Below are 21,404 nucleotides of genomic sequence, written 5' to 3'. Positions count from 1 at the left end.
CCCGCGGACCCCAGCTACACCCTCAACTGCGAAGAGCCGAGAATGCCCGGGTAATTGGAATATCAACGGCATTCACTCGAATAACTTCTCCAGCACATGTTGCTTATACGGCGTCGAAGGCGGGACTAGAAGGTGCACTTCGGACAATTGCACCAGAATTGGGCACGCGCGGCATTACCGTGAATACAATTGCACCCGGTCCAATTGATACCGAGATCAATTCGGATTGGATCAATGCGCCGGGTGCCCGCGAGGCAGTTGCCGCAGAGGCCGCGCTTGGCCGTATTGGCCAACCGGAAGACGTCGCTGATGTCGTGCGTTTCTTGGCGAGCGATGCGGGCCGTTTCGTCACCGGCCAGCGCCTGGAAGCCTCCGGCGGCGCGCGCCTGTAGCTCGTGCTTTGCGCGCCCCAGCCCGCGCCATCACCTGCGCTGAGGTCCACCTCGTGCTTCGAGAACCTCAGCACACACTGTTGCCGTGCGCTGAGGCCCTCGAAGCGCCGCCTACACTATGGCCGCGAGCGCATCCCGGTAGTGGTCAGCCTGCGCCGGGTAGTACTCATCCCACACCGCCGAGGCAACATCGCGCCCCTCAACCGCAGCGACATAGCGATCGAGGTAGTACTCCCAGCCCGGGCCCACGCTCGCGGCCATTTCCGCATCGTCAAGCTCGTGCGCGAACACGAGGCGCGTGCCCTCGCCCTCCTGCGCGTAGTCGAGCGTGAGTAGCCACCGCACGCCCTCACCCGCTCCCGGAATCTCGAGCACCGCACGGCGCCACGGCTGGCACTCGTGGATCTGGCACCGCTCGGCCGGCGCATCCACCGCCTCCGCCGTCATGTAGAAGTCAATCTCGCCAGATGCGGGGTCGCCCGTGTAGCGACCGATCCACTGTTCGAGGCGCACCGAATTGGCCAGCGCATCCCAGACCTGCTCGATGGGTGCTGAGAAGGTGCGCTCGAGCACCAAATGCGGTTTTCCGTCTCGAAGTTCGGCACGACCGGTGGCTGCGTTTGTGGGTGACATCGTGATCCTTTTCTGCACCTCGGTCACAATTGTGACCACATCCGTAATCATGCATCAGCATGCGATAGTGTTGCTTGTTGACGCCGCTTGATGTGCCAAAGTCGTTACCGAAGGCGGCTACACTCCACATGTCTCACCCGGCCATTGGCCAATATCCGCTCGAAACTCAGTGCACAGCTACTGTGCGCTCACGAAACTTGTTTGACCGCGACCGTAACCATTCGGTCGCACCATGAATGCGAAGCACCTCATTTCTTTTCACGCAGTACCCGCAGTAACCCCGCTCCTTTCAGCGATGCTCGATGACGAGCTCGCAGGAGCGGTCGCGGTTCGTGTTTCGCACTCTCCCAAGCTTGGGCTTGCCGGCAGCCACGCATCCGTGGCGCACGCAGGTCCAAAATCTCCGGGACGACGCCGTCGTCTCGGATCTGCGGGCCGCCAACAATGGGGCCCACAACAACGAAGGAATGACGACATGGCCACTGGCACCGTCAAATGGTTCAACTCCGAAAAGGGCTACGGCTTCATCGCACCCGACGATGGCTCGGCCGACGTGTTCGCGCACTACAGCCAGATCGAGGGTTCGGGTCACCGCAACCTCGAAGAGGCTCAGAAGGTTGAGTTCGACACCGAGCAGGGCCAGAAGGGCCCGCAGGCGACCAACATTCGCGCGCTCTAGTCACTCAGACTTCGGCATCATGCCGAGCTGATGGGGCGTCCACTTCGGTGGACGCCCCATCACTGCTTTCTGTGACCTACTCTCCCCGAGCTACTTGCGGGAAAGCAGCAGTTCGCGCACCTCGCGGCGCAAGACCTTGCCGACGAGCGAGCGCGGCAACTCTTCGACGGCATCGATGCGCTTCGGCACCTTGTAGGCCGTGAGCCGAGTCCGGCAGAAGTCGCGAAGCGCTTCGGTGTCGACGACCGCACCTTCGCGATAGACGACTGCGACGACGACCTGCTCGCCACCATCTTCGCGCGGCAGCCCCACGACCGCCGCGTCGTCAATATCGGGATGCGAGATCAGCGTCTCTTCCACCTCGGAGGGTGAGACATTGAATCCGCCGGTGATGATGAGTTCTTTGAGCCGGTCGACGACGGTAATGAAACCGTCGTCCGAGACGGTGACGATATCGCCGGTGCGAATCCAGCCATCGGCGAGGAGTGTCGCGGCGGTTTCTTCAGGCCTGTTCAAATAGCCGCCAAATACCTGCGGCCCGCGCAGCAGCAACTCGCCCGTATCGCCGGGGCCAAGATCGACCGACGGGTCATCGGGGTTCACCACGCGGATTTCCGTGCTCGGGAAGGGGAGCCCTACGGTGCCGGGTCGGCGTGCGGGACCCATTGGGTTACCCGCCCCGATCGGTGAGGCTTCGGTCATCCCAAAACCCTCGACGAGTAGCCCGCCCGAGAGTTCTTCCCAGCGATCCACCGTCGACACCGGCAGACTCATCGCGCCCGAAATCGCGTAGCGAATGCTACGCAGATCAATGCGATGCGCCGCTGCTGCGCGGCACAGGTGATCATAGACCGGCGGCACTGCGGGCAAGAACGTTGGCGCGCTCTTCTTGGCCGCGGCGATCACGAGTTCGAGATCGAACTTCGGGAAGAGCACGAGCATCGCGCCAATCTGCATCGCAAAGGTGAGACAGAGCGTGAGGCCATAGGCGTGGAAGATTGGCAGCACGCCGTAGAACACTTCCTCACCCTCGCGCAGGCCGGGAATCCAAGCCCGACCCTGCATGGCATTCGCTTGCAGATTGCGGTGCGTCAGCCGCGCGCCCTTGGCCTGGCCGGTGGTGCCGCTCGTGTACTGCAAGAGGGCAACGTCGTCGAGCGTCGGATGCGGTACTCGACGCGAGATGCGCTTGCCACCGGCAAGCTGTTCCCAGGTGAGCGCACGGTGGCGTGGATTCGAGGTGAGCAGCTCCCGCGATTCGCGCGCCTTTCGCACCGGCAGTTTGAGCAGCATCCTGGTTTTCAACGGCATCGCGTGGGTGAGGTTGACGCTGACGATGTGCTGGGGCCGCGAATCACGCGGGAGGTCGGCAATGTGGTCGACGAGCTTGTCCCAAACGATGGCGTACTTCGCGCCGTGATCTTCGAATTGCAGGCGCAGCTCGCGGTCGGTGTAGAGCGGGTTGTGCTCGACGACAATCGCACCGAGTCGAAGCACGGCATAGAACGCGGCCACGTGTTGCGGGCAGTTCGGTAGCACAATGGCAACCGCATCCCCGGCTTTGACGCCGAGTTTGCGCAGTCCCTGTGCCGCCCGCTCAATTTCATCGCCGAGTTCGGCATAGGTCGAGCGCTTGCCGAAGAACTCGAGCGCGGGCCGATGCTTGAAGCGCTGCACGGATTGTTCGAGCATGTCGCTCAGCGTGTGCGTGATCTCGGGGATCTCAGCCGGCACGCCTTCGGGGTACGAGCTCAGCCACGGTCGGCTAGAAAACGGTGTCGAAGCAGTCATAAGTGGATCTCTCTGCTCGATGGGATGCAACCAGACGAGCTGTTCGGTCGCGGTGACATACGGCCGAACTCGCGGAACCCAGACCGATGTTCACTAGCGTAGGTGGCCATGCTTGGGCGCTCGATGGATGCGTCAAGTCGCGCGTTGCTGGCACCTTCGGGTCACGTGGAGCAAGTTCCGGTGCAATGGAGCACACGCCCACCCGCGACGAAACACTCGCGTGAGCACGAGGAGCCGCTGTGCCAACGCCAACACGACCACTCATCACCCTCGCGACCGTCTCGTGCTTATTACTGGTCGGCTGCACTGCGACGAGCAACCCGGATGCGAGCAGCTCGCCATCAGAAACGGTTCCGGCAACAACCACTACGTCGCCGGAATCACCCGCCGTAACCCCAAGTGAGACGAATGCCGCACCCACCGGTCCGTTCATGCCGAGCGGCAACACCGAGACGCTTGCCAACGGCCTCGAGAGCCCCTGGTCGGTGGTGATGTTTGACGACCTCGTGCTCGTGAGTGAGCGCGATACTGGGCGGGTGCTCGAACTCACCGAGGCGGGCAATGTCGTGGTCGGCACTATTCCGGGGGTGCGTCATGGCGGCGAAGGTGGCCTTCTTGGGCTCGCGACGCTCGACAGCTATCTCTATGCCTATTCCACTGGCGACAATGGCAATCGCGTCCAGCACTTTCCCGTGAGCGGTAGCCCCGGTTCGCTTACGCTCGGTGAACCTGAAACGATCATTGAAGGGATTCCCGCGGCGTCAACCCACAATGGCGGCCGCATTGAGTTCGGCCCCGACGGCATGCTCTACATCACGACCGGCGATGCCGCCTCGCCGAATCTCGCGCAGGATGCGGCGAGTCTCGCCGGCAAGATCCTGCGACTCACGCCCGAGGGCGAGGTGCCCGCGGATAATCCGTTCGCAGGCTCCCCCGTCTTCAGCCTCGGTCACCGCAACCCGCAGGGACTCGCCTGGGCGGCCGATGGCACGATGTATGCCGCGGAATTTGGACAGAACACCAGGGATGAGCTCAACATCATCGTGCCCGGCGGCAACTACGGCTGGCCGACGGTCGAAGGCATTGCGAACGCCGACGGCTTCATCAATCCGGTACTTCAGTGGGCGCCGAGCGAGGCGTCGCCGAGTGGCATTGCCATCGTGGGCGACTCCATCTTCATCGCGAATCTGCGCGGCCAGTTGCTGCGAGTGGTGCCGGCGAGCGACCCGGCAACTTCGAGGGAGTACTTCGCGGGCGAATTTGGCCGCATCCGCCATGTCTTTGCCGCGCCAGATGGTTCGCTGTGGCTGCTCACGAACAATACCGACGGCCGTGGCAACCCGCGCGAGAACGACGACCGGCTCGTGCGCGTGCAATTGCAGCCCGCGTAGCGTGTGCGTGCCAATTGGAACCGGCTGCGTCCCTTCCGGAATCAAATTCGTCCCTTCCGGAACCTGAGCGAGCCGCGCTTCACAGAAAACCCCTGATCACTGCATCCTGCTCGGCAAGCACTGGGAAGCAGCTGGTTCCATTCGGCACGCACCAAGTTCCATTTGGCGCGCGGAAACGCCAAGTGGCACCGCATGTAGCGGTGCCACTTGGCGAATTGAGCGCTACTTCAGGCTGCCACCCGTTGCCAGGCGCATGAGGTCGCTATCGAGGTTGATCCCGAGCTCTGTGCCCCCGGCGCTGCCGAAGTCGTGCTGGTAGCTCGACCAGGATGCTTCGCGCAGGCGATCTGCGAACCGCATCTCCATGAGGAGCCACAGTTCGAGCGCCGCCCGCTCGATGCGCTTACTCAACGCCGAATCGTTCCAGTCCTCGGTCGACGCGAAGATCGCGGTCGGCGTGGTGAGCGTGCGCAGGTAGGCGAACAGCGAACGCATCTGACCATCGACCACGAGCGCGTGGCGAGCGGTGCCGGCAGTTGCCGCGAGCACCACCGGCTTGCCGATAAGGAGGTCGCGGTCGAGCACGTGCATGAACGAGTTGAACAGACCGCTCGTCTCTGACTTGTAGACCGGCGAGGCGGCAATGATGCCGTCGGCCGCGCCGAGCGCCGCCGAAGCAGCCTCGAGGCCAGGACCCTGCAGACCGGTCACGATGCCCGTGGTGATCTCGGTCGCGAGATCACGCAGGTCGATCGTGGTGATCCGCACTCGCGCATCCTTCGTCTTCGCTGCCTTCGCGACCGCATCAGCGATGCGGTCAGCGAGCATGCGCGTCGACGAGGGGTCGGAGGTGCCGCCGTTGATGACGACGAGGCGGTAGTCGCCGGTCTGAGTGCTGTCAGTCACGCTGTCTTCTCTATTCTGCGGATGCGGTCAGAGCGAAATTAGTTCGAGGACTCGAATTCCGAGGCCGCGAGGTCGTCGGTGTCGAGGTAGGGCGAGCCGCCGGTCACGTTGTCGCCGCGGTTGGCCTGTGGGCGGGGCTGGCGCACCGGGCCGTCGCCGTACTTCGCCTTGACGAGCGACTCGTGGGTCGGGGCGTCCGGCACCTCGGGGTCGCGGCGGCTGTCGAGTTCCTTGCGCACGACCGGGATGATCTCGGTGCCGAGAATCTCGATCTGCTCGAGCACCATTTCGAGCGGCAGGCCGGCGTGGTCCTGCAGGAAGAGCTGACGCTGGTAGTCGCCCACGGTGTCGTGGAAGCTGATCAGCTTGTCGATGACCTGCTGGATGCTGCCAACGGCGAGCGGGGTGCGGCTCGAGAACTCTTCGAGCGACGGGCCGTGGCCGTAGACCGGGGCTTCGTTGAAGTAGGGGCGGAAGCGGTCGAACGCTTCTTGCGTGGTCTTGCCTGCGAACACCTGGCCACCGAGGCCGACGATCGCCTGCTTGGCGGTGCCGTGGCCGTAGTGCTCGTAGCGCTGACGGTAGAACTCGACCATGCGCTTGGTGTGGTCGGAGGGCCAGAAGATGTGGTTCGAGAAGAATCCGTTGCCGTAGTACGCGGCCTGCTCAGCGATTTCGGGGGTGCGGATCGAGCCGTGCCACACGAACGGCGGCACATCGTCGAGCGGACGCGGGGTCGAGGTGAAGCCCTGCAGCGGCGTGCGGAACTTGCCTTCCCAGTCGACGACGTCTTCGCGCCAGAGGCGGTGGAGCAGGTTGTAGTTCTCGAGCGCGAGCGGCAGTCCCTGGCGAATGTCCTGACCGAACCACGGGTACACCGGGGCCGTGTTACCGCGGCCGAGCATGAGGTCCATGCGGCCACCGGCGACGTGTTGCAGCATCGCGTACTCTTCGGCGATGCGCACGGGGTCGTTGGTGGTGATGAGCGTCGTCGAGGTGGTCAGCTGGATGCGCTCGGTCTGGCCGGCGATCGCGGCAAGCAGGGTCGTCGGCGACGATGAGAAGAACGGCGGGTTGTGGTGCTCGCCGATGGCGTAGACGTCGAGGCCTACTTCTTCGGTCTTCTTCGCGATGGCGATCGAGGCTTGGATGCGCTCTGCCTCGCTCGGCGTCTCGCCGGTGACGGGGTTGCGAGTGACATCGCTCACGGACATGATGCCGAACTGCATGGTTGCTCCTGTGGGGTGTTCTCTAGGTGTGAGAGAAAGTTCTAGGTCGATGCTTTTGCATGGACCGGACAGTGAAGGTAACGCCCGGCGTCAGAAGCTATTCCCGCATCCTGAAATTACTTTTGCAGACGCACAGATGCCCGCAGCCAGGCGGCCACGGGCATCTGATTGGGTGTAGTTACGCCAGCTTCGCAGCGAGTTCCTCAACGGCGTCGAACACGGCGTTGACCTCGTCAGCGCGACGGTCGGTCGGCGCGAAGCCCTCGTCGTTCCAGTCGACGAACAGGTTGAGGTTCACCTCGGCGCGCACATCGTGCATCGAGAAGTTGGCAACGATGGTGCGCCAGGGCTCGATCGCACGCACGCCACCGACGGCGCCGTAGCCCACGAAGCCGACGACCTTGCCAACCCACTCGGCGCCGAGCGAGTCGAACGCGTTCTTGAGGGCGCCAGGAACCGAGTGGTTGTACTCGGGAGTAATGACGACGTAGGCGTCGCAGGCGTCGATGGCCTGGCTCCAGGCGGTGGCTTCGGGGGTGTCGTACTGCTTGTTCATCATCATCGGCAGCGTGTCGCCGGTGAACAGGGGCAGGTTAAACGACTTGAGATCGATGAGTTCATAGTTCACGTCGCCGCCGCGTGCGTCAGCGATTTCCTTCACAAACTCGCCAACGCCGGCACCGGCGCGGCCATCGCGAATCGAACCATTGATGATGCCGATCTTCATAAGTCCTCCTGAGCTGGGTAAAAAGTTCAACCTACAACTATAACCACAACATGATGAATAGTCATTAGTTCACACACAGCGGCCCCCCGCTCGCGCACTGAGGCTCTCGAAGTGCCCACTCGCGCAATATCGCGAGTGGTGGTTATCCCCCACCACCTTGTTGGTCTTCCTGGTGCCACCGGTCAGGCACACGGTGAACTATTGAGACATGAACACTTCCGCCTCGCCCCAGCAGCCCTACACCCCGCATCCCCAAGCCGGCCCGAACGGTGAAGACCGCACCGCGGCCGTCGTCGCCCACCTCTCCGCCCCGATTGCCGCGATTGTCTCGGCCGGTTGGCTGAGCTTTGTGGGTCCCCTCATCGTCTGGCTCATCTACAAGGACCGCTCGCCGTTTGTGCGCACGGCCGCAGCCCAGTCGTTCAACTACCAGATCACCATGTGGCTCACCGGCATCGTCGGTTGGATCCTCATCTTCACCATCGTCCTGTTCCCGATTGGCCTGCTCATGCTCCTCGTGAGCTCGGTCATGGCGATCATCCTCGGCGTGTGGGGTGCGATCCGCACCGCCGGCGGCAACCAGTACCGCTACCCCTGGAACGTGCCGCTGCTCAAGTAGCAACACTTCGGCGACGTACGGAAACCACCAGTGCCCCCGCATCCATTCGGATGCGGGGGCACTGCCGTGTGCGAGCGCTACTGCTGGTAGTGATTGGGCTGATGCACGTAGTGATTTGCGGGCTGTTGTTGCGCATCCTGCGTCGAGTTGCGCCCGAAGCCGGTGCGGAAGAAGTTCGTGATGAGCCAGATGCCATAGAGGGCCGGGCCGAAGATCACATAGAACGGGAAGCGGAACGAGTCGAGCGATGAGGTGAAGATCGCAAAACCGATGAAGGCCAAGCTGATCAGGATGCCGCCAATGCACATGAGCATCGTGGTCGACTTCATCGGCAGCAGGCTGACAACGATGCCGAAGATCGAGCTGATGACCATGAGGGTTTCAAAATGCGACCAGTATTCGAACATTGGAACGCCCTTTCATTGACGTGTCTTGAGAGCCGGGCGGCTCGTTGACGCCAATGTTGCTGGGGCGGGCCAGCTACCAATCACGAATTTGGGGGCGGCGAAGTTAGCGGCCGCGCTTCGGCATGAGCCTGCGCCACACTTCGCGGCGGCGTTCTTTGCGCTCGGCGCGCCGCTCTTCGGCATCGTGTTCGCGGACGAGGTCCTCAAGTTCTTTGCCGAGCTCACGTCGTTGCTCATCCCGTTCATCCTGCTCATCGTCACCGTAGGGCCGGGTGTCGGTCGTGAGCATCCGCGCGCGGAACATTTCGTCCATGGCGACGCGGCGTGATTCCTCGGCAATCTCGCGGCGAAACTCGGGCGTTGTGACGAGCCGTTCGAGCTCGTCGGCGAGGGCGGCATCGACTCGTGAACGGAGGTCGACGGCCTTCCAATCGGCCCGCACGTAGTCGCTCGCGTGCACTGAGGTGCGGGTTCGGCGGCGTGCCGACGCGGCTTCCTTCGCGAGTCGTTCGGCGGATGCACGGCTCTCGGCCACGAGGTCCGCCGCCTCCTCGCGCACGAACTCGCGGAAGTCGGGCACGTCTACCGGGCGGCCTTCTCCAAGCACCTGCATGACGATGCGATTCTTCACGCGCATCCGCAGCGCGGAGTTCGCGATGAGCAGCCCCTCGTCGACGAGGTGAGCAACTTCGTCATCGCCAGCGGCGCCGCTGTCGGCGCCCTTGGCCTCAGAGCTGGTGGTCACGCGTTCTCCGGTTGGTGTGGGTGGTGCGACGCCGTCGTCGCGGCATGGCACCAGCGTACTGATTTGGGAGGATTCGCGCGCATCTGCGTGCTCGCTAGTGTGGCGGGAAGAATCTCGCGCGCGAATGACGAGCCAGGGAGCGAGAAAGCAATGGATGCAGACGCCAACGACGACGTGACCTTCGGCGCAGATGCCGCTGATTCGGGAGCGCCAACATTGAGTTGGCAGCAGCGCGTTCGCAACGAAGTGAATTGGGCCATGATCGCGCTGGCGATCGCGACGCTCGTAGTTTCGGTGCTCAGCGTGTTTCGCGTGCTCGAAGACCCCTACGCGAGCGATCTGCTCAGCTTCAGCGGCTTTCTCGCCTTCGCAATCTTCGGTTTTTGGTGCGTTGCCGAGCTGGTGCTCATGAAGAACCTGGATGAGTTCGTGCCGCGGGCGGTCTGGCGCACCTTTGTGCCGGGGCCGGTGCTCACGGTGGTGGCTCTGGCAGTGCACGCTGCGCTCACCTGGTCGGCCGCGAGCGCGTCTGCGGAGCGCTTCCCAGAGGTGCATGGGTCGAGCGCGACGGAGACCTATACCGCCACTCTCGGGCTGACGTTCCTCATCAATGTCGCGATGCCAATGATGGGAGCACTGCTCGCACTTGTGTTCGTGGTGGTGCCAGTGTTCGCATTCCGCCGCTCCGACCAGTTCGTGGCGTTCACCGGCCGGATGCAAGAGAACGAAGCCGCGGGCGCGAAGAATGTCTCGCGCGCGTTCGCGGTGATGCTCATGACCATATTTGCGGCGCCCATCCTGTGGGTGTTTGGCGAGGATGAGGCGAAGTCAAGCAACCTCGGCGACGCCTTCGGCAACGTCGTGTCGCTCTTCGCTGATCCGCAGGGGATCTCCCGGTTCTATGGGGATCTCATGTGGGTGTTGGGCGTGCTCAGCATCCCAGTCGGCGCCAGCATCGTGCTGTTGCTGCTCTTTGGGCTGCGGCGGAAACCGCAGGCGGATGACGAGATCAAGTAGCCGGATCCCGCATCCGGCAGCGCGATGGGCGAAGATTGGACAATGACCACTGATCACGCACTGCGCACTCGGCTCGCGACTGTGGTCGCCCGCGATCCGCAACCGGGATGGGGCTGGCCGCGACTTCCGCTTGGCGACAATCGACACGAGCGAACGTTTCGGCGCAGTGCCGTCGCCGTGCTTGCAAGGCCGGATGGCGATGACATCGATTTCCTGTTCGTGCGGCGAGCCGATCGCCACCGACACCACCCCGGGCAGTTCGCGTTTCCCGGTGGCGGTATCGATGAGGATGAGTCGCCAGAGTTGGCAGCGCTGCGAGAGACGCACGAAGAGACCGGGCTCGTATTGCCAGCGGATGCGGTCATCGGCAGCCTGCCGCCACTCGCGTTAACCGTGAGCAGCAACCTCGTCACCCCGGTGCTCGCGTGGGTCGATGACTCGGCGTTGCAGGGTGAACCGCTCGATGATGAGGCCGATGAATCGGTCTGGGTGACTCGGCGTGAACTCATCAACGCCGACAAGCGCGTCGCGGTGACGACGAGCGTCGGCTTCCGCGGCCCGGGATTCCTCACGGAGCGCGGTCTCATTTGGGGCTTCACCGGCGCCGTGCTCGATTGGATTTTGAGCGAGCTCGGCGACAACCCGCGCTGGCAGTCGAGCCCCGACCACCAGCTCGAGCTGCCGCCGCCGCGAAGTTAGTTCTCATCAATCTTGAAGTGGAGCTCATCGATTTCGATGAGCGCACAGCGGATGATGTACCACCGCACCGCAATCTCCTTGAACCGCTCAGCCTCACTCCCGTGTGCTTGCCGATAGGCGCACCACCAAATCGCGCCATAGTCATCGGCTCGTTGTGAGTTCACCGTCACACCATCCACTGGCGGAATCGGTGGGTAGCCACGCGGCACCTGAGTGCGAGTGAGCTTGCGGCGTGGTGACAACCCCGCCGCAACGCGCATCATCTCAAACCAATCAGCTGCATCCTCGAGTTCTTTCATGGCCTGCTTATTTGCCTTTCTGCGAGCCTTTCGCACCTCGGCCGAGGTCACTGGCCGCAAGATCGATTTCGGCGTGTGACCTTCGAGGTCTTAAGCCGCACCAAAGTCGGTCACGATCACGGCGACGACGTTGTCGTTAAGTGCTCGCACCCATGCTCTCGAGCCGATCTTTGGTCGCGGCCGCCCACGCCACACATAGGTGTAGGTCTTGCCTGATTTCACGGGAGGTACTGCAGCGAGTTCGCAGAACTTGACCCGAACGAGCACGCGAGGCGCGGGCGAAAACGGCCACATGATTCGTCCTCCCGTCGCCGAGTCGTGCGCCAAGTCGTGCGCTCGATTGGCACGTTATTGGCACCCTCCGACATCGCGGAGCAAAGCCGATCTCAAGCCCGATTCGGATGGACGAATCGCGACAAGAGGCTAAATGTCGTCGGCGTACGCGAACCGGATCTCCGCATCCGGATCAATCGCTTCAACAATGCCGCGGTAGAACGATTCAACCTGCTCTTGCAAGAGGACGGCATTGTCGTCGACGTACTTTTGCTGTGCGTCGTCATTGAGGATCTTGTTCGTCATCTCGAGCACATCGATCTCAGGCGTCGCGAAGCTGAGCACACCGTTCTGCTCGGTTACGAGCTTGAATTCGATGTCATCGTGGCCAATGAAGAGGAACTCGGGAATCGTGATCTCGTAGGTGCCGTCTTCAGCCTGAATGATGTCCACTTTGCTGCCGTCGATGCCGAGCTTCGCAGTGAAGGTGTACTGCATGTAGAGCGCGCGGTCACTACCCGGCACCTTGATACCGAACACTGTCGAGTGCTCAGTGCGCTCTTCGATTCCCTGGATGCCGAGGCTCGCGAGCGCGATCTCTTCGGTGCGCTTTACCGCCTCGATGACCTGGGTGCTACTCGATTGGGTTTCAACGGCAACGACATCGCTGGCATCGATGAGCGGCTTAGTCGTGAACGATCCGACGAAGAATGCGCCGATGGCGAGGGCGATCGCCCCCATGGCCAACAGGATGAACCAAATTGGATTGGACTTGCGGGCTGCGGGGCCCTTTGCCTCTGAAACGTCGTTGCCAACGTGCGAGCGAGGTGCTTCACCGGTCATGTCTCAACCGTATCCAGGTTTCGTCGGCATCGACACACGCAAACAGCGCTGAAGGATATGGCGACCTGACTCATGCAGCTGAGCCACGGAATGTGACATGATGGGTTTGTCTCCGCTGTAGCTTACTTTCGCGGCCTTATGTGTCTCGTTGCTCAGCGGAGACGCTTTCGTTTTCCGCACTGACCGTTCTAATAGGCTGGCGCGCAAACGACATCGCGCTCGGCGATGGCAAGTGAGGGAACGGCGACGGGCAATGAAGACCGACATTGAGATCGCACGAGAAGCCAAGATGCTGCCGATCACCGAGATCGGCGCCAAGCTCGGGCTCTTGCCCGAAGATCTGCTGCCCTACGGCCATGACAAGGCGAAGGTCACGCACGCGAAGCTCGCCGACCTCGCCGATCGTCCGACGGGAAACCTCATCCTTGTGACTGCCATCAGCCCGACCCCGCCGGGTGAAGGAAAAACGACCACCACAGTTGGTCTCGCCGACGCGCTGAGCCGCATCGGCAAGCAGGTGTCGGTGTGCATCCGCGAGGCGAGCCTCGGGCCGAACTTCGGCATGAAGGGCGGCGCCGCCGGTGGCGGCATGGCGCAGATCGTGCCGATGGAAGACATGAACCTGCACTTCACCGGCGATTTTCACGCCGTGACGAGCGCGCACAATCTACTTGCCGCGATGATCGACAACCACCTGCACTGGGGCAATGTGCTGCGCATCGACCCGCGCCGTGTCTCGTGGCGACGGGTGATGGATGTGAACGATCGGGCCCTGCGCGACGCCATCATCGGCCTCGGTGGCACCAAGAATGGTCACTCGCGTGAGACCGGATTCGACATCACCGCGGCAAGCGAGGTGATGGCAATTCTTTGCCTCGCGAGCGACTTGGACGATCTTGAGGCGCGACTCGGACGCATCGTCATCGGTGAGAGTTTCAACCGTGACCCCGTGACCGCAGCCCAGCTCGGTGCCGCGGGTGCGATGACGGTGCTGCTCAAGGATGCGCTGCAACCGAATCTCGTACAGACCCTCGAGAACACGCCAGCCTTCGTGCACGGTGGCCCGTTCGCAAACATTGCGCACGGCTGCAACACACTCGTGGCGACTCGTGCGGCCATGCAGCTGTCGGACTATGTCGTGACTGAGGCAGGGTTCGGTGCCGATCTCGGCGCCGAGAAGTTCTTTGACATTGTCTGCCGCGTGGGCGAGTTGGAGCCTGCGGCGGTCGTGCTGGTCGCGACCGTGCGCGCGCTGAAGTACAACGGTGGCGTGGCTGTCGACGACTTGTCGGTTGAGAACGTGCCAGCACTCGTTGCCGGATGCGCGAACCTTGGCCGCCACATCGAGAACCTGCGCCGTTTCGGGGTGCCCGTGGTCGTGGCGATCAACCACTTCACTGCAGATACCGAGGATGAGATTCACGCGCTGCAGTCGTACTGCGCCCGGCACGGTGCGAAGGCAGTCGTGTCGAAGCACTGGGCCGAGGGCGGCGCCGGTGCTGAGGAGCTTGGTCGCGCCGTGGTCGACCTCGTCGAGGCAGGGGATGCTGAGTTCGAAGTGCTCTACCCCACGGATGCACCGCTCACCGAGAAGATCGAGACCGTCGCGAAGAAGATCTACCACGCAGAGTCGGTCTACTTCCCCACTGCCGTGCGGAATCAGCTTGCGGCCTGGGAAGAGTCGGGGTTCGGCCATTTCCCGGTGTGCCTCGCCAAGACGCAGTACTCGTTCTCGGCCGACCCGAAGGCGCTGGGGGCACCCGAGGGATTCGAGATCCCCATTCGCGAGGTGCGGCTCTCGGCCGGTGCCGGCTTCGTCGTCGCCCTGGTCGGCGAGATCATGACGATGCCGGGCTTGCCGCGGCACCCGGCCGCCGAGCGGATTCGGCTCGATGACGGGGATGTTGTGGGGTTGTTCTAGCGGTCAAGTGCATGCACTCAGATAGTCGACGCCCAGGTGCAGGTCAGCCCTGGCGGTGACACCTGTTGTCGCTGGCGGTGACATTTCTGTTTCTTGCGGTGACATTTCCCGTCGTGTTGGTGAACCACTTGCACCTTTGGAAGTTGCGGTATCGAGGTGTCGGACCGTTGCTTTACCGACCGTTGTGCCCTGTCCAGAACGCAGGTATCGACGGGTCACTGTGGGCTAATTCCCTGCGCTGGAACCGCTCCCTGAATGCCTTCTCACGCACGAACACTTTTTACGTAGCGGTGACATTAGCGGTGACATTCGGCGTCTGTAGAGCGTCTCGATCTCGACGCTCAACATGACTTCAACGTCACCCTCGATGACGGGCGGATGCTTCGAGTCGAGTGCAAGAACACCAGCCCGAAGACCTACGCCAACGGCAACTTCAAGGTCGAGGTGCAGAAGACCCACGCCTCCCAAAACGATCCCGCATCCAGGTTCTACCCGGTCGATGGCTTCGATGTCGTCGCAGCCTGCCTGTTCTCCCCGACAGGGCGATGGGAGTTCTGCTTCGGCGCCACCTCCGCGATGAACCGGCACAACGACTTCCCTGACAGGCTCGCCCCAATGCAGGCAGTTACCGAGGAATGGGCAACGAACCTGGCCGACCTGGAGGCGTAGGTCTTGGCACCTCCTCTCTCGCGAGTCTGGAGATCGCTTCCGCGCGTCCGGGAGAATTGAGGAGTGAGTAGACGAGCAGGTCCCCTCAATGCGGTTCAGCTAGAAGTGCTGAACTGGGTAAAGGACGACTGCCCGGAGGACGTCTATAGCGACTGGTCACATCGCGTCTCGGCGCGCGCTCTGCATAACCGTGGTCTGATCGAGGTGCGCGGCCGTGGTGAGAAATGGTCGGCAGCGCTCACTGATGACGGCCGCTACTACCTCGAACATGGCTCATATCCGGACGAGGTCCCAACCGGCACGGCTGATGACCCGCGACAAGCAACCATCGCGGAGCCCCAAGGCCTGAGCGAGCCTCCTCCGCCTCAGAGATCGACGCTGCGAAAGGCAGGAGAGGGCGCACGCCGAGCGAAGCAGCCGAACAAGACTGAGCAGTTCATACTTGCGCTCAATGCGGCTGTGGAGCACCGACTTGTTGTTGAGCGGAGCGAAGAGGCCAGCTACAGACGTCTCATCACCTTGGCGAAGCATCGAGGTCTGATCCCCGACGGTATGCAGATCACGCTCTCTTGGCCTTCCCGTGACGAGTTGGCGCTAACGCTTGAGCCGCTCCCGGAGTGGCAGACCAGGGCGCTTGACCCCATTGCGGTACCCGGTCGCCTTCATAATCCGAGTGATGTCACCACCGCTCTCTCCAAGAGCGACACGTTCCAGGTAACTGGAGATCCCCGTAAACGCGCGCTGCGTCTGACCGAGGCACTGACCGTCGCGGCACGAGAGCGGGAGATGTCCGTCAAGGCCGTGCTGAATCAGCCGAGAAATCCGAACAACACGTACCGTGATTCGCCACGACGGGACGAGATCGAGTTTTCCATCGAGGGTGATAGCTTCCGGCTCTGGTTCACGCAGGACACGCTCAGAGAACCCCATGAACCGACGCAGCGAGAGATCATGCGGGTGCAGCGAGGGTCCTTGTTCCCCGACTACGACGAAGTCCCCGCTGAACGGCTCGGCCTGGTTCTCAACGGTGAGGGTGGGACGTTCTGGGCCGGTAGCTGGCACGACGCAGAAGACCACGGCTTGGAAGAGGACCTGGCACAGATACTGGAAGAGCTCCGTCTGCGCCACGATCGCCAGATCGAGAATCGTGAAGCCGAGCAAGAACGGGCACTCGCTCGCCGCGAGCAGGAGAAAAAGGATCGGGCTGTCGCAAAAGAGAAGTACCGAGCACAATTCACAGTGGATGCGATGAAGAGCCAAGCGGAGAAATGGGAAGAAGCAGACCGCCTACGTCGGTACGCGGCAGCCATCCGCGAGGTTGCAGCTCCCTTTGAGGGTCAACGTCAAGAAGCAGCGCTGGAGTGGGCGGCGCAGGTCGAGGCTGAAGCATCCAGGATCAACCCGCTCCCACACGCAGCGAAGCCCCCGGAGATTCCCGAGCCTTCGCACAGTGACCTTTCGCCATTCATGAAGTCCAGATCGCTCTATGGCTGGTAGCAGTCAGTAGCCCCAGCGCCGTGGTCTTGTGACGTATCGGACCGGAATCTCGGAGGGCTTGAGCGGACGATCAACGACGGGACGGTAGTTCGCGGGCGTGATTCGTTCTTCCTCGTATGTGCGGATGAGGTAGTCAGTTGCCTGCGAGTACCCAAGCCGTTTGAGTTCCTCGAAGATACGGCTGATGAGCTCGTTCAGGCGCCGGTTCTCGGCCTCGGCAGCTCCAAGGCGTTCTTGCAGCGTTGCCGCACGCTGACCGCACCAGGAGCGGAGTAGCTCATGAACGGGGCGAACATGTTCCAGATACCACTGATACTCCCATTCCGGTGACGTCGTGTAGGCGTGCTTGTCGTAGCTGACAGCAGCGCGTCCGTTGGTGCTCTTCTCTCGGTAGTCTTTCTCGCCTTCCAGGACCCAGTCGAGGACAGGCATGGGGTTGATCCGGCATGCGCACTCAGCGATCGCGAGCGTGCCGTCGGCCGAGAGCATGACGTCGCCATCCAGGTCGAAACCCTCATTCTGGGCAAGTAGGTCATCAACGGTGATCCCGATCAGCTTTTGCAACGCATTCCGCTGGTGAACGCGGGTCGCGTACCGGACAGGCGACCACTCGTACTCTGCGACTTCCTCAGGGATCAGCAGATCGAAAACCTGACCGACTGCCGTCTGCTCAGAGTCGGTAAGCTCCACCTGGTCGATCCGCTCCCAGTTCGCCATGAGTTCGTCATACGCCGCGACGTCGGACCAGTTGCCCCGGAGCCGCCCACCAGGCACGTTCTCTTGGGCCCCGGCATTATCACCGTCAAGGAATTCGACCACGTAGCGCGGCGTCTTCTTGCGCGTATCGATCTCGACGACCCTGACATGCTCCGAGAGCGAGTAGTCACGCAGGCGATAGATCAGCTCTTCTCCGACATCTGGCACTGCCACTCCTCACGCTCGATCGCCTCCATTGTCTCGTGCTTCGTATCGGGAACCTGAGGCTCCCCACGTAGCTGGTCTGAGGTTCGACGGGATCGACGTCGCCCAATGTGCTCACGCGCCTTGGCCCGTAGCAGGAGAACCATGCTGACGGGACCGATGATGGTCAACTTCATCGAGTTCCAGATGCACAACAGGACCAGCAGGTTCAGCCATCCCGGTCCGCCTCCTTCGATGAGATCTCGGAAGACGGCTGCGGCGAGGAGGTACGGGATCGCGAGGAGCATCGCAGGAACGCCCCATTTGAGGCCGCGCCTGGTGCGGATCGCATCGAGGAGCCGGTTGGTGGGCATGTAGCGGCGCAGGAAGATGCGGGTGTGGACGCTGAGGGTCCAGATGAGTCGGAGCATGGCGGAGTCCTGTCATGGTCTCGGCGACAAGAACCTTGAAGGACTCACCCGCGAGCGGTGGAGCCATACTGTCGCGACGAGCGACAGCGCATATTTAGAGGCCGCCTCATCTCCGAGTCTACGACGGACCCCAGGCAGTCGGAAGGTATCCAACTCGCTGGGCCGGCGAGGGCGAAGATGGGAACATAGTCAAGTGGTAGCTCTAGAACCCGCGATGGCCGTTGTGGCGTTGGAACGCGCCTTGCGTCATCTGATGGCTGTTGAGTACGGGCGGGCGTATGGGAAGGGCTGGCTTCAACGTGTCACGTCTGCCGAGCAGCGGGAGAAGTGGGAGCAAAAGCGCGAGGATGAGCAGCGGCGGCGGCCTGGAGTCTTCATTTCTCCCGTTGTCGGGCTGGAGTACAGCGAGACGTACGAGCTGGTCGAAATCGCGAAGGCGCACTGGGGACCGCTGGCTGATGCTCTGGGAAGACAGAAGCGTGTGCTTCCACTTCTAGAGACCTTTGAGCGGATTCGTAATACTGCCAGCCATAGCCGAGATCTTGTTGTCTTTGAACGCGAAATGATGTCGGGAATTGCGGGCGAGATTAGAAACAAGGTGACGCTTCACATGACGACCCAAGATCCGGCAGGCGACTACTACCCGCGGATAGAAATGGTAGCCGACAGCTTCGGCACGGCAATCAATCTCGTAGCAGAGATGCGTGAACTTGCAGGCTCAGCTCAGCCTCATACGGTTCTTCATCCCGGCGACATCGTGACCTTCCGCTGTTCTGGCGTGGACCCTCTCAAGCGCCAAATCGAGTGGAGCCTTCGATCAACACGGCGTGAGTTCCAGCGCCTGGTTGCAGACTCGGACGAGATAGTCGAGTTGACTTGGGAAGTGCAAGAGCAGGACATTGTCGAGTCCGTGGCCGCCGAGATCTTTATGGCTGTTGCCGGCGCTTCATATCATCGCGCGAATGGATTCGACCATCGCGCGTATATCGAGTATCGCGTCCGGCCGATCAACGTGAATCAGCAGACTCCACCCACCTCGTAATGCTCACCGCTTAATTGTAGTTCCTCGTGTGACATGTCAACGGCCGCTCGAGTCAAGTGGGTCCTCGCCGTCGGATGCCCGTAGCCTCACGATATGGAATTGCTCGGGATAGTGCTCAGTCTTGCCGCCGTTGCTTTCTGCGCATGGTTCGTGAACTTCGCAATGACGAAGTGGCGAGAGAGGCAAGATCCATTGACTACGGCGACGGTGAAGCCGACGCCGCGAACCGTCGTAACGTCTCCGACAGTCGAGTCGCCTAGCGATAGACTCTCTGCCTATCAACTTGCTCGCAACCGACTCGATGAGCACGCCGAGGGCGTCGACGCTCGGACGTTGCAAGAGTTCAGCCACGAGCACGGGCACGACATGCAAGGCGTTGATCGTGTCGTTGATTCGATGCTCGCGGACTCGCGAGTGACGCGGCGACGCAAAAAACTCGACGATCTCCAGGTTGTCGACCTCAGCGGGCTCGACACGATTCGTCAGAAGGTCAAGGGCGTCTCGTTCTACCTAAGCGTGAATGAGCGAAAACACGCGGTGGCGAATTCGTTCATGTTGGTTCGCGATCCCCGCAACGAATACGACTCGAATGCGGTCGGCGTGTATTCGCCCGAAGGCCGACAGGTCGGTCATGTTTCTGCATCGAGGGCGGTGATTCTTGCACCCGAGTTCGACCGGATCGGGGCCGATGCCTACCGAGTCAGTGGCGCCCCTCCGAATACCGAGGGCAGTGTTGTTCCGTTCATTGACCTACCCACAGCGCCCGCCATTCGTGCATTCGCGGCCGCATGGATCGCCGGGGATGCTTCAGGCGTCGCCGACTAGCGCCCCTCGTCGCGGCGTAGTGGCGTAAGGCGTGTGCCCGCTTGTGCGCCGCGACCGACACGGCGAACTCGGGGCACGCGATGCGAACCCGAGGGCACGGTGATGCTCCCGTTGCCCGGCGTCGAGCGGTCGAGCAGGTCAGCGACACCGATGCCGACCGCGGTCACCATGCCGTCCTGCGAGCCTGGCGGCTTCTGAAGTTTCACAATCGCCGGGCCAGTCTCGACCAGTCGTGTGGACAGGAACTCGTTTCGGAACTCCAGATCGCCTGGCCGGGACAACGCCCGGTCGTCAGGACACCGACGAGCCCGCACGCAAGGCGGTTCGTGCCGGCGGAACTAAAACATGAACTCACCGCTGCGCACGCCCGCCAGGTCGAGGATCGCCGTCAATTGCTCGGCTTGCATCGAGTCGAACCGCAGCCATGCGCCCTGGCACAGATGGCACTGGCGAAAGGCCGCGGCTTCCACCTCAACGAGGTGTGCGCGCCCCTCAGCGCCGTCAGCAGGTCGCCAGTGCATCCACGCAATGACGAAAATGGGACCCTCGGAACGACTCTCAGCGGGCCCGACCACGAGTGGGGTGAGATCACGCCGGGGGTCGAGGTCGAGCGCGGCGACGTGCTCAACGCCGTGCTCGGGCGGAAGTGCCGCCGAAGCCGGTCGTATTTCCGCTCGAACTTCTTCCGGGATCGCGAGTGAGTCATCGCCTTCGGCGAATTCGCACAGCACAAGCGCACCATCGCGGTCGAACTCGTGCACCCTGGCACGGTCGAATTGATTCGCAAGCTTAAGGCTCGCCACGCCGCCGGCCCCCGAGGGCCGGGCAAGCATGGGCACACAGCAGTCTCGTCGTAGGCGTTGCGCTCGGGCGGGGCTACGCCCCGAGACATATAGTGACCGCTTACGGCGCCCTTGTCGCGATGCCGGCGTGACGTCGATTCGACTCCACCGCAGTCGCCACAGCGCCACGGCCCGACTCGATGAGGTATCGATGCCCGACGATCAAGGCATCGAGCGACCGTTGCGGATTGCCGCGCGCACCGCGTTCTTGGGCCACACCACTGAGATGTATCTCTCGACGCACCTCCCCGAAGCCAATCAACGCGGCGTCACTGACGCGGCGAAGGTGCTCGACCGTCCTGTCACGACGAACTGATCGAATCGGCCCAGCTATCATTCTCGCTCGGCGTGTTGCGAATCGTCCTCCGCTCGCCCCGTGAGCGCACCGCGGAGTTGTTACGCGACTTTGTGAAACGGAACCGCACCCGAACGGCGAAACGCCCCTCCAACAGCTACTTCAGAGGCGCGTTCGGGCTTGAAATCAAGCGGAAGTTAGTGCATTCTGCGATTTGTCGAGCCGACAGCGTCTGGTTTCACGCTATCCTTCCCACCCCACTGACGTAGCGGCAGCCGAAGTGTCACCACACGCTTCCCCACCTGTGTCGAGACACCCTTCCCCAAATGTGT

26 protein-coding genes are annotated in these 21,404 nt (G+C 62.2%); 12 read left to right on the top strand and 14 right to left on the bottom strand.

All coding sequences use genetic code 11. From position 1 onward, the window contains the following. The first annotated feature begins 26 nt into the window (after positions 1-26). Positions 27-392 (top strand): SDR family NAD(P)-dependent oxidoreductase, encoded by a 366-nt coding sequence (locus EG850_RS12855; protein ID WP_268878168.1) that lies wholly within the window; start codon positions 27-29, stop codon positions 390-392. A 111-nt stretch (positions 393-503) separates the two neighbouring features. On the opposite strand, the gene EG850_RS12850 is transcribed toward EG850_RS12855, so the two are convergent. After that, positions 504-1,025: an SRPBCC domain-containing protein gene (locus tag EG850_RS12850; RefSeq protein ID WP_124974108.1), complete on the bottom strand. Its 522-nt coding sequence runs from the start codon at positions 1,023-1,025 to the stop codon at positions 504-506. A gap of 475 nt (positions 1,026-1,500) precedes the next feature. Here EG850_RS12850 and EG850_RS12845 point away from each other — a divergent pair, with 475 nt between their 5' ends. Then, entirely contained in the window at positions 1,501-1,704 is a 204-nt protein-coding gene (locus tag EG850_RS12845; RefSeq protein WP_124974106.1) for a cold-shock protein, read from the top strand. A 90-nt stretch (positions 1,705-1,794) separates the two neighbouring features. Here EG850_RS12845 and EG850_RS12840 read toward each other — a convergent pair whose 3' ends face one another. Further along, entirely contained in the window at positions 1,795-3,495 is a 1,701-nt protein-coding gene (locus tag EG850_RS12840) for a long-chain-fatty-acid--CoA ligase (RefSeq protein WP_124974104.1), read from the bottom strand. A gap of 239 nt (positions 3,496-3,734) precedes the next feature. On the opposite strand from EG850_RS12840, the gene EG850_RS12835 reads away from it, so the two are divergent. Beyond that, a complete protein-coding gene (locus tag EG850_RS12835) occupies positions 3,735-4,886 on the top strand; it encodes a PQQ-dependent sugar dehydrogenase (RefSeq protein ID WP_235829345.1) in 1,152 nt (383 codons plus the stop codon). A 222-nt stretch (positions 4,887-5,108) separates the two neighbouring features. Here EG850_RS12835 and EG850_RS12830 read toward each other — a convergent pair whose 3' ends face one another. The 3 genes from EG850_RS12830 to EG850_RS12820 form a co-directional block, all read right to left on the bottom strand. Next, positions 5,109-5,792 carry a CE1759 family FMN reductase gene (locus tag EG850_RS12830; RefSeq protein WP_124974102.1) on the bottom strand — a complete coding sequence of 228 codons (684 nt, stop codon included), beginning with the start codon at positions 5,790-5,792 and terminating at the stop codon, positions 5,109-5,111. Between the two features lie 38 nt (positions 5,793-5,830). Continuing rightward, entirely contained in the window at positions 5,831-7,021 is a 1,191-nt protein-coding gene (locus tag EG850_RS12825) for a CE1758 family FMN-dependent luciferase-like monooxygenase (protein ID WP_124974100.1), read from the bottom strand. Between the two features lie 178 nt (positions 7,022-7,199). Continuing rightward, complete coding sequence (locus tag EG850_RS12820) at positions 7,200-7,748, bottom strand: NADPH-dependent FMN reductase (RefSeq protein WP_124974098.1); 549 nt, start codon at positions 7,746-7,748, stop codon at positions 7,200-7,202. A 208-nt stretch (positions 7,749-7,956) separates the two neighbouring features. On the opposite strand from EG850_RS12820, the gene EG850_RS12815 reads away from it, so the two are divergent. Continuing rightward, positions 7,957-8,367, top strand: a complete 411-nt coding sequence (locus EG850_RS12815) for a DUF4870 domain-containing protein (protein WP_124974096.1) — start codon at positions 7,957-7,959, stop codon at positions 8,365-8,367. A 77-nt stretch (positions 8,368-8,444) separates the two neighbouring features. On the opposite strand, the gene EG850_RS12810 is transcribed toward EG850_RS12815, so the two are convergent. Next, positions 8,445-8,774, bottom strand: a complete 330-nt coding sequence (locus EG850_RS12810) for a hypothetical protein (protein ID WP_124974094.1) — start codon at positions 8,772-8,774, stop codon at positions 8,445-8,447. Between the two features lie 103 nt (positions 8,775-8,877). Next, positions 8,878-9,519 (bottom strand): hypothetical protein, encoded by a 642-nt coding sequence (locus EG850_RS12805; RefSeq protein ID WP_124974092.1) that lies wholly within the window; start codon positions 9,517-9,519, stop codon positions 8,878-8,880. Positions 9,520-9,669: 150 nt separating this feature from the next. Here EG850_RS12805 and EG850_RS12800 point away from each other — a divergent pair, with 150 nt between their 5' ends. Further along, entirely contained in the window at positions 9,670-10,536 is an 867-nt protein-coding gene (locus EG850_RS12800) for a hypothetical protein (protein ID WP_124974090.1), read from the top strand. A gap of 42 nt (positions 10,537-10,578) precedes the next feature. Then, entirely contained in the window at positions 10,579-11,235 is a 657-nt protein-coding gene (locus tag EG850_RS12795) for an NUDIX hydrolase (RefSeq protein ID WP_185715081.1), read from the top strand. On the opposite strand, the gene EG850_RS12790 is transcribed toward EG850_RS12795, so the two are convergent. The 3 genes from EG850_RS12790 to EG850_RS12780 form a co-directional block, all read right to left on the bottom strand. Beyond that, the gene (locus EG850_RS12790) at positions 11,232-11,534 is read right to left on the bottom strand and encodes a hypothetical protein (RefSeq protein WP_124974086.1); all 303 of its coding nucleotides are present in this window, start codon (positions 11,532-11,534) and stop codon (positions 11,232-11,234) included. The genes EG850_RS12795 and EG850_RS12790 overlap by 4 nt on opposite strands. A 90-nt stretch (positions 11,535-11,624) precedes the next feature. Beyond that, positions 11,625-11,828: an ASCH domain-containing protein gene (locus tag EG850_RS12785; RefSeq protein ID WP_124974084.1), complete on the bottom strand. Its 204-nt coding sequence runs from the start codon at positions 11,826-11,828 to the stop codon at positions 11,625-11,627. A 129-nt stretch (positions 11,829-11,957) separates the two neighbouring features. Then, positions 11,958-12,650 (bottom strand): hypothetical protein, encoded by a 693-nt coding sequence (locus tag EG850_RS12780; RefSeq protein ID WP_124974082.1) that lies wholly within the window; start codon positions 12,648-12,650, stop codon positions 11,958-11,960. Between the two features lie 253 nt (positions 12,651-12,903). On the opposite strand from EG850_RS12780, the gene EG850_RS12775 reads away from it, so the two are divergent. From EG850_RS12775 to EG850_RS12765, 3 genes are all read left to right on the top strand, one after another. Beyond that, positions 12,904-14,571 (top strand): formate--tetrahydrofolate ligase, encoded by a 1,668-nt coding sequence (locus EG850_RS12775; protein WP_124974080.1) that lies wholly within the window; start codon positions 12,904-12,906, stop codon positions 14,569-14,571. A 378-nt stretch (positions 14,572-14,949) separates the two neighbouring features. Next, positions 14,950-15,240, top strand: coding sequence for a hypothetical protein (locus tag EG850_RS12770; RefSeq protein ID WP_214609564.1), 291 nt, complete (start codon positions 14,950-14,952; stop codon positions 15,238-15,240). A gap of 63 nt (positions 15,241-15,303) precedes the next feature. Continuing rightward, positions 15,304-16,737, top strand: coding sequence for a flotillin family protein (locus tag EG850_RS12765; RefSeq protein WP_124974078.1), 1,434 nt, complete (start codon positions 15,304-15,306; stop codon positions 16,735-16,737). A 3-nt stretch (positions 16,738-16,740) separates the two neighbouring features. On the opposite strand, the gene EG850_RS12760 is transcribed toward EG850_RS12765, so the two are convergent. Both EG850_RS12760 and EG850_RS12755 read right to left on the bottom strand, forming a co-directional pair. Further along, complete coding sequence (locus EG850_RS12760; protein WP_124974076.1) at positions 16,741-17,661, bottom strand: hypothetical protein; 921 nt, start codon at positions 17,659-17,661, stop codon at positions 16,741-16,743. Next, on the bottom strand, positions 17,637-18,068 hold the full coding sequence (locus EG850_RS12755; protein ID WP_235829344.1) for a sulfate permease: 432 nt from the start codon (positions 18,066-18,068) through the stop codon (positions 17,637-17,639). The genes EG850_RS12760 and EG850_RS12755 overlap by 25 nt, the downstream gene beginning before the upstream one ends. 214 nt (positions 18,069-18,282) lie before the next feature. On the opposite strand from EG850_RS12755, the gene EG850_RS12750 reads away from it, so the two are divergent. Both EG850_RS12750 and EG850_RS12745 read left to right on the top strand, forming a co-directional pair. Continuing rightward, positions 18,283-19,110: a hypothetical protein gene (locus tag EG850_RS12750; RefSeq protein WP_124974074.1), complete on the top strand. Its 828-nt coding sequence runs from the start codon at positions 18,283-18,285 to the stop codon at positions 19,108-19,110. 414 nt (positions 19,111-19,524) lie between these two features. Next, positions 19,525-19,935 (top strand): HIRAN domain-containing protein, encoded by a 411-nt coding sequence (locus EG850_RS12745; RefSeq protein ID WP_214609563.1) that lies wholly within the window; start codon positions 19,525-19,527, stop codon positions 19,933-19,935. Here EG850_RS12745 and EG850_RS12740 read toward each other — a convergent pair. Both EG850_RS12740 and EG850_RS12735 read right to left on the bottom strand, forming a co-directional pair. Further along, positions 19,932-20,141, bottom strand: coding sequence for a hypothetical protein (locus EG850_RS12740; protein WP_124974072.1), 210 nt, complete (start codon positions 20,139-20,141; stop codon positions 19,932-19,934). The genes EG850_RS12745 and EG850_RS12740 overlap by 4 nt on opposite strands. Before the next feature lie 132 nt (positions 20,142-20,273). Continuing rightward, complete coding sequence (locus tag EG850_RS12735; protein ID WP_124974070.1) at positions 20,274-20,696, bottom strand: hypothetical protein; 423 nt, start codon at positions 20,694-20,696, stop codon at positions 20,274-20,276. 232 nt (positions 20,697-20,928) lie between these two features. On the opposite strand from EG850_RS12735, the gene EG850_RS13360 reads away from it, so the two are divergent. After that, the gene (locus tag EG850_RS13360) at positions 20,929-21,093 is read left to right on the top strand and encodes a hypothetical protein (RefSeq protein WP_185715080.1); all 165 of its coding nucleotides are present in this window, start codon (positions 20,929-20,931) and stop codon (positions 21,091-21,093) included. Positions 21,094-21,404 lie beyond the last annotated feature (311 nt).

It is taken from the genome of Gulosibacter macacae (assembly GCF_003865375.1).
In the GTDB taxonomy this organism is placed as follows: Bacteria; Actinomycetota; Actinomycetes; order Actinomycetales; family Microbacteriaceae; genus Gulosibacter; species Gulosibacter macacae.
The sequence above is the reverse complement of the archived record's forward strand: the minus strand, read 5'-3'. Positions and strand labels throughout refer to the sequence as shown.

Excerpts from the sequence above, each read along its gene's own strand:
- EG850_RS12820 (WP_124974098.1), bottom strand. The coding sequence starts at position 7,748 with ATGAAGATCGGCATCATCAATGGTTCGATTCGCGATGGCCGCGCCGGT.
- EG850_RS12790 (WP_124974086.1), bottom strand. The coding sequence starts at position 11,534 with ATGAAAGAACTCGAGGATGCAGCTGATTGGTTTGAGATGATGCGCGTT.
- EG850_RS12810 (WP_124974094.1), bottom strand. The coding sequence starts at position 8,774 with ATGTTCGAATACTGGTCGCATTTTGAAACCCTCATGGTCATCAGCTCG.
- EG850_RS12845 (WP_124974106.1), top strand. The coding sequence starts at position 1,501 with ATGGCCACTGGCACCGTCAAATGGTTCAACTCCGAAAAGGGCTACGGC.
- EG850_RS12755 (WP_235829344.1), bottom strand. The coding sequence starts at position 18,068 with ATGCTCCGACTCATCTGGACCCTCAGCGTCCACACCCGCATCTTCCTG.
- EG850_RS12840 (WP_124974104.1), bottom strand. The coding sequence starts at position 3,495 with ATGACTGCTTCGACACCGTTTTCTAGCCGACCGTGGCTGAGCTCGTAC.
- EG850_RS12750 (WP_124974074.1), top strand. The coding sequence starts at position 18,283 with ATGGCCGTTGTGGCGTTGGAACGCGCCTTGCGTCATCTGATGGCTGTT.
- EG850_RS12770 (WP_214609564.1), top strand. The coding sequence starts at position 14,950 with ATGCTTCGAGTCGAGTGCAAGAACACCAGCCCGAAGACCTACGCCAAC.
- EG850_RS13360 (WP_185715080.1), top strand. The coding sequence starts at position 20,929 with ATGCCCGACGATCAAGGCATCGAGCGACCGTTGCGGATTGCCGCGCGC.
- EG850_RS12850 (WP_124974108.1), bottom strand. The coding sequence starts at position 1,025 with ATGTCACCCACAAACGCAGCCACCGGTCGTGCCGAACTTCGAGACGGA.
- EG850_RS12785 (WP_124974084.1), bottom strand. The coding sequence starts at position 11,828 with ATGTGGCCGTTTTCGCCCGCGCCTCGCGTGCTCGTTCGGGTCAAGTTC.
- EG850_RS12800 (WP_124974090.1), top strand. The coding sequence starts at position 9,670 with ATGGATGCAGACGCCAACGACGACGTGACCTTCGGCGCAGATGCCGCT.
- EG850_RS12795 (WP_185715081.1), top strand. The coding sequence starts at position 10,579 with ATGACCACTGATCACGCACTGCGCACTCGGCTCGCGACTGTGGTCGCC.
- EG850_RS12815 (WP_124974096.1), top strand. The coding sequence starts at position 7,957 with ATGAACACTTCCGCCTCGCCCCAGCAGCCCTACACCCCGCATCCCCAA.
- EG850_RS12825 (WP_124974100.1), bottom strand. The coding sequence starts at position 7,021 with ATGCAGTTCGGCATCATGTCCGTGAGCGATGTCACTCGCAACCCCGTC.
- EG850_RS12775 (WP_124974080.1), top strand. The coding sequence starts at position 12,904 with ATGAAGACCGACATTGAGATCGCACGAGAAGCCAAGATGCTGCCGATC.
- EG850_RS12780 (WP_124974082.1), bottom strand. The coding sequence starts at position 12,650 with ATGACCGGTGAAGCACCTCGCTCGCACGTTGGCAACGACGTTTCAGAG.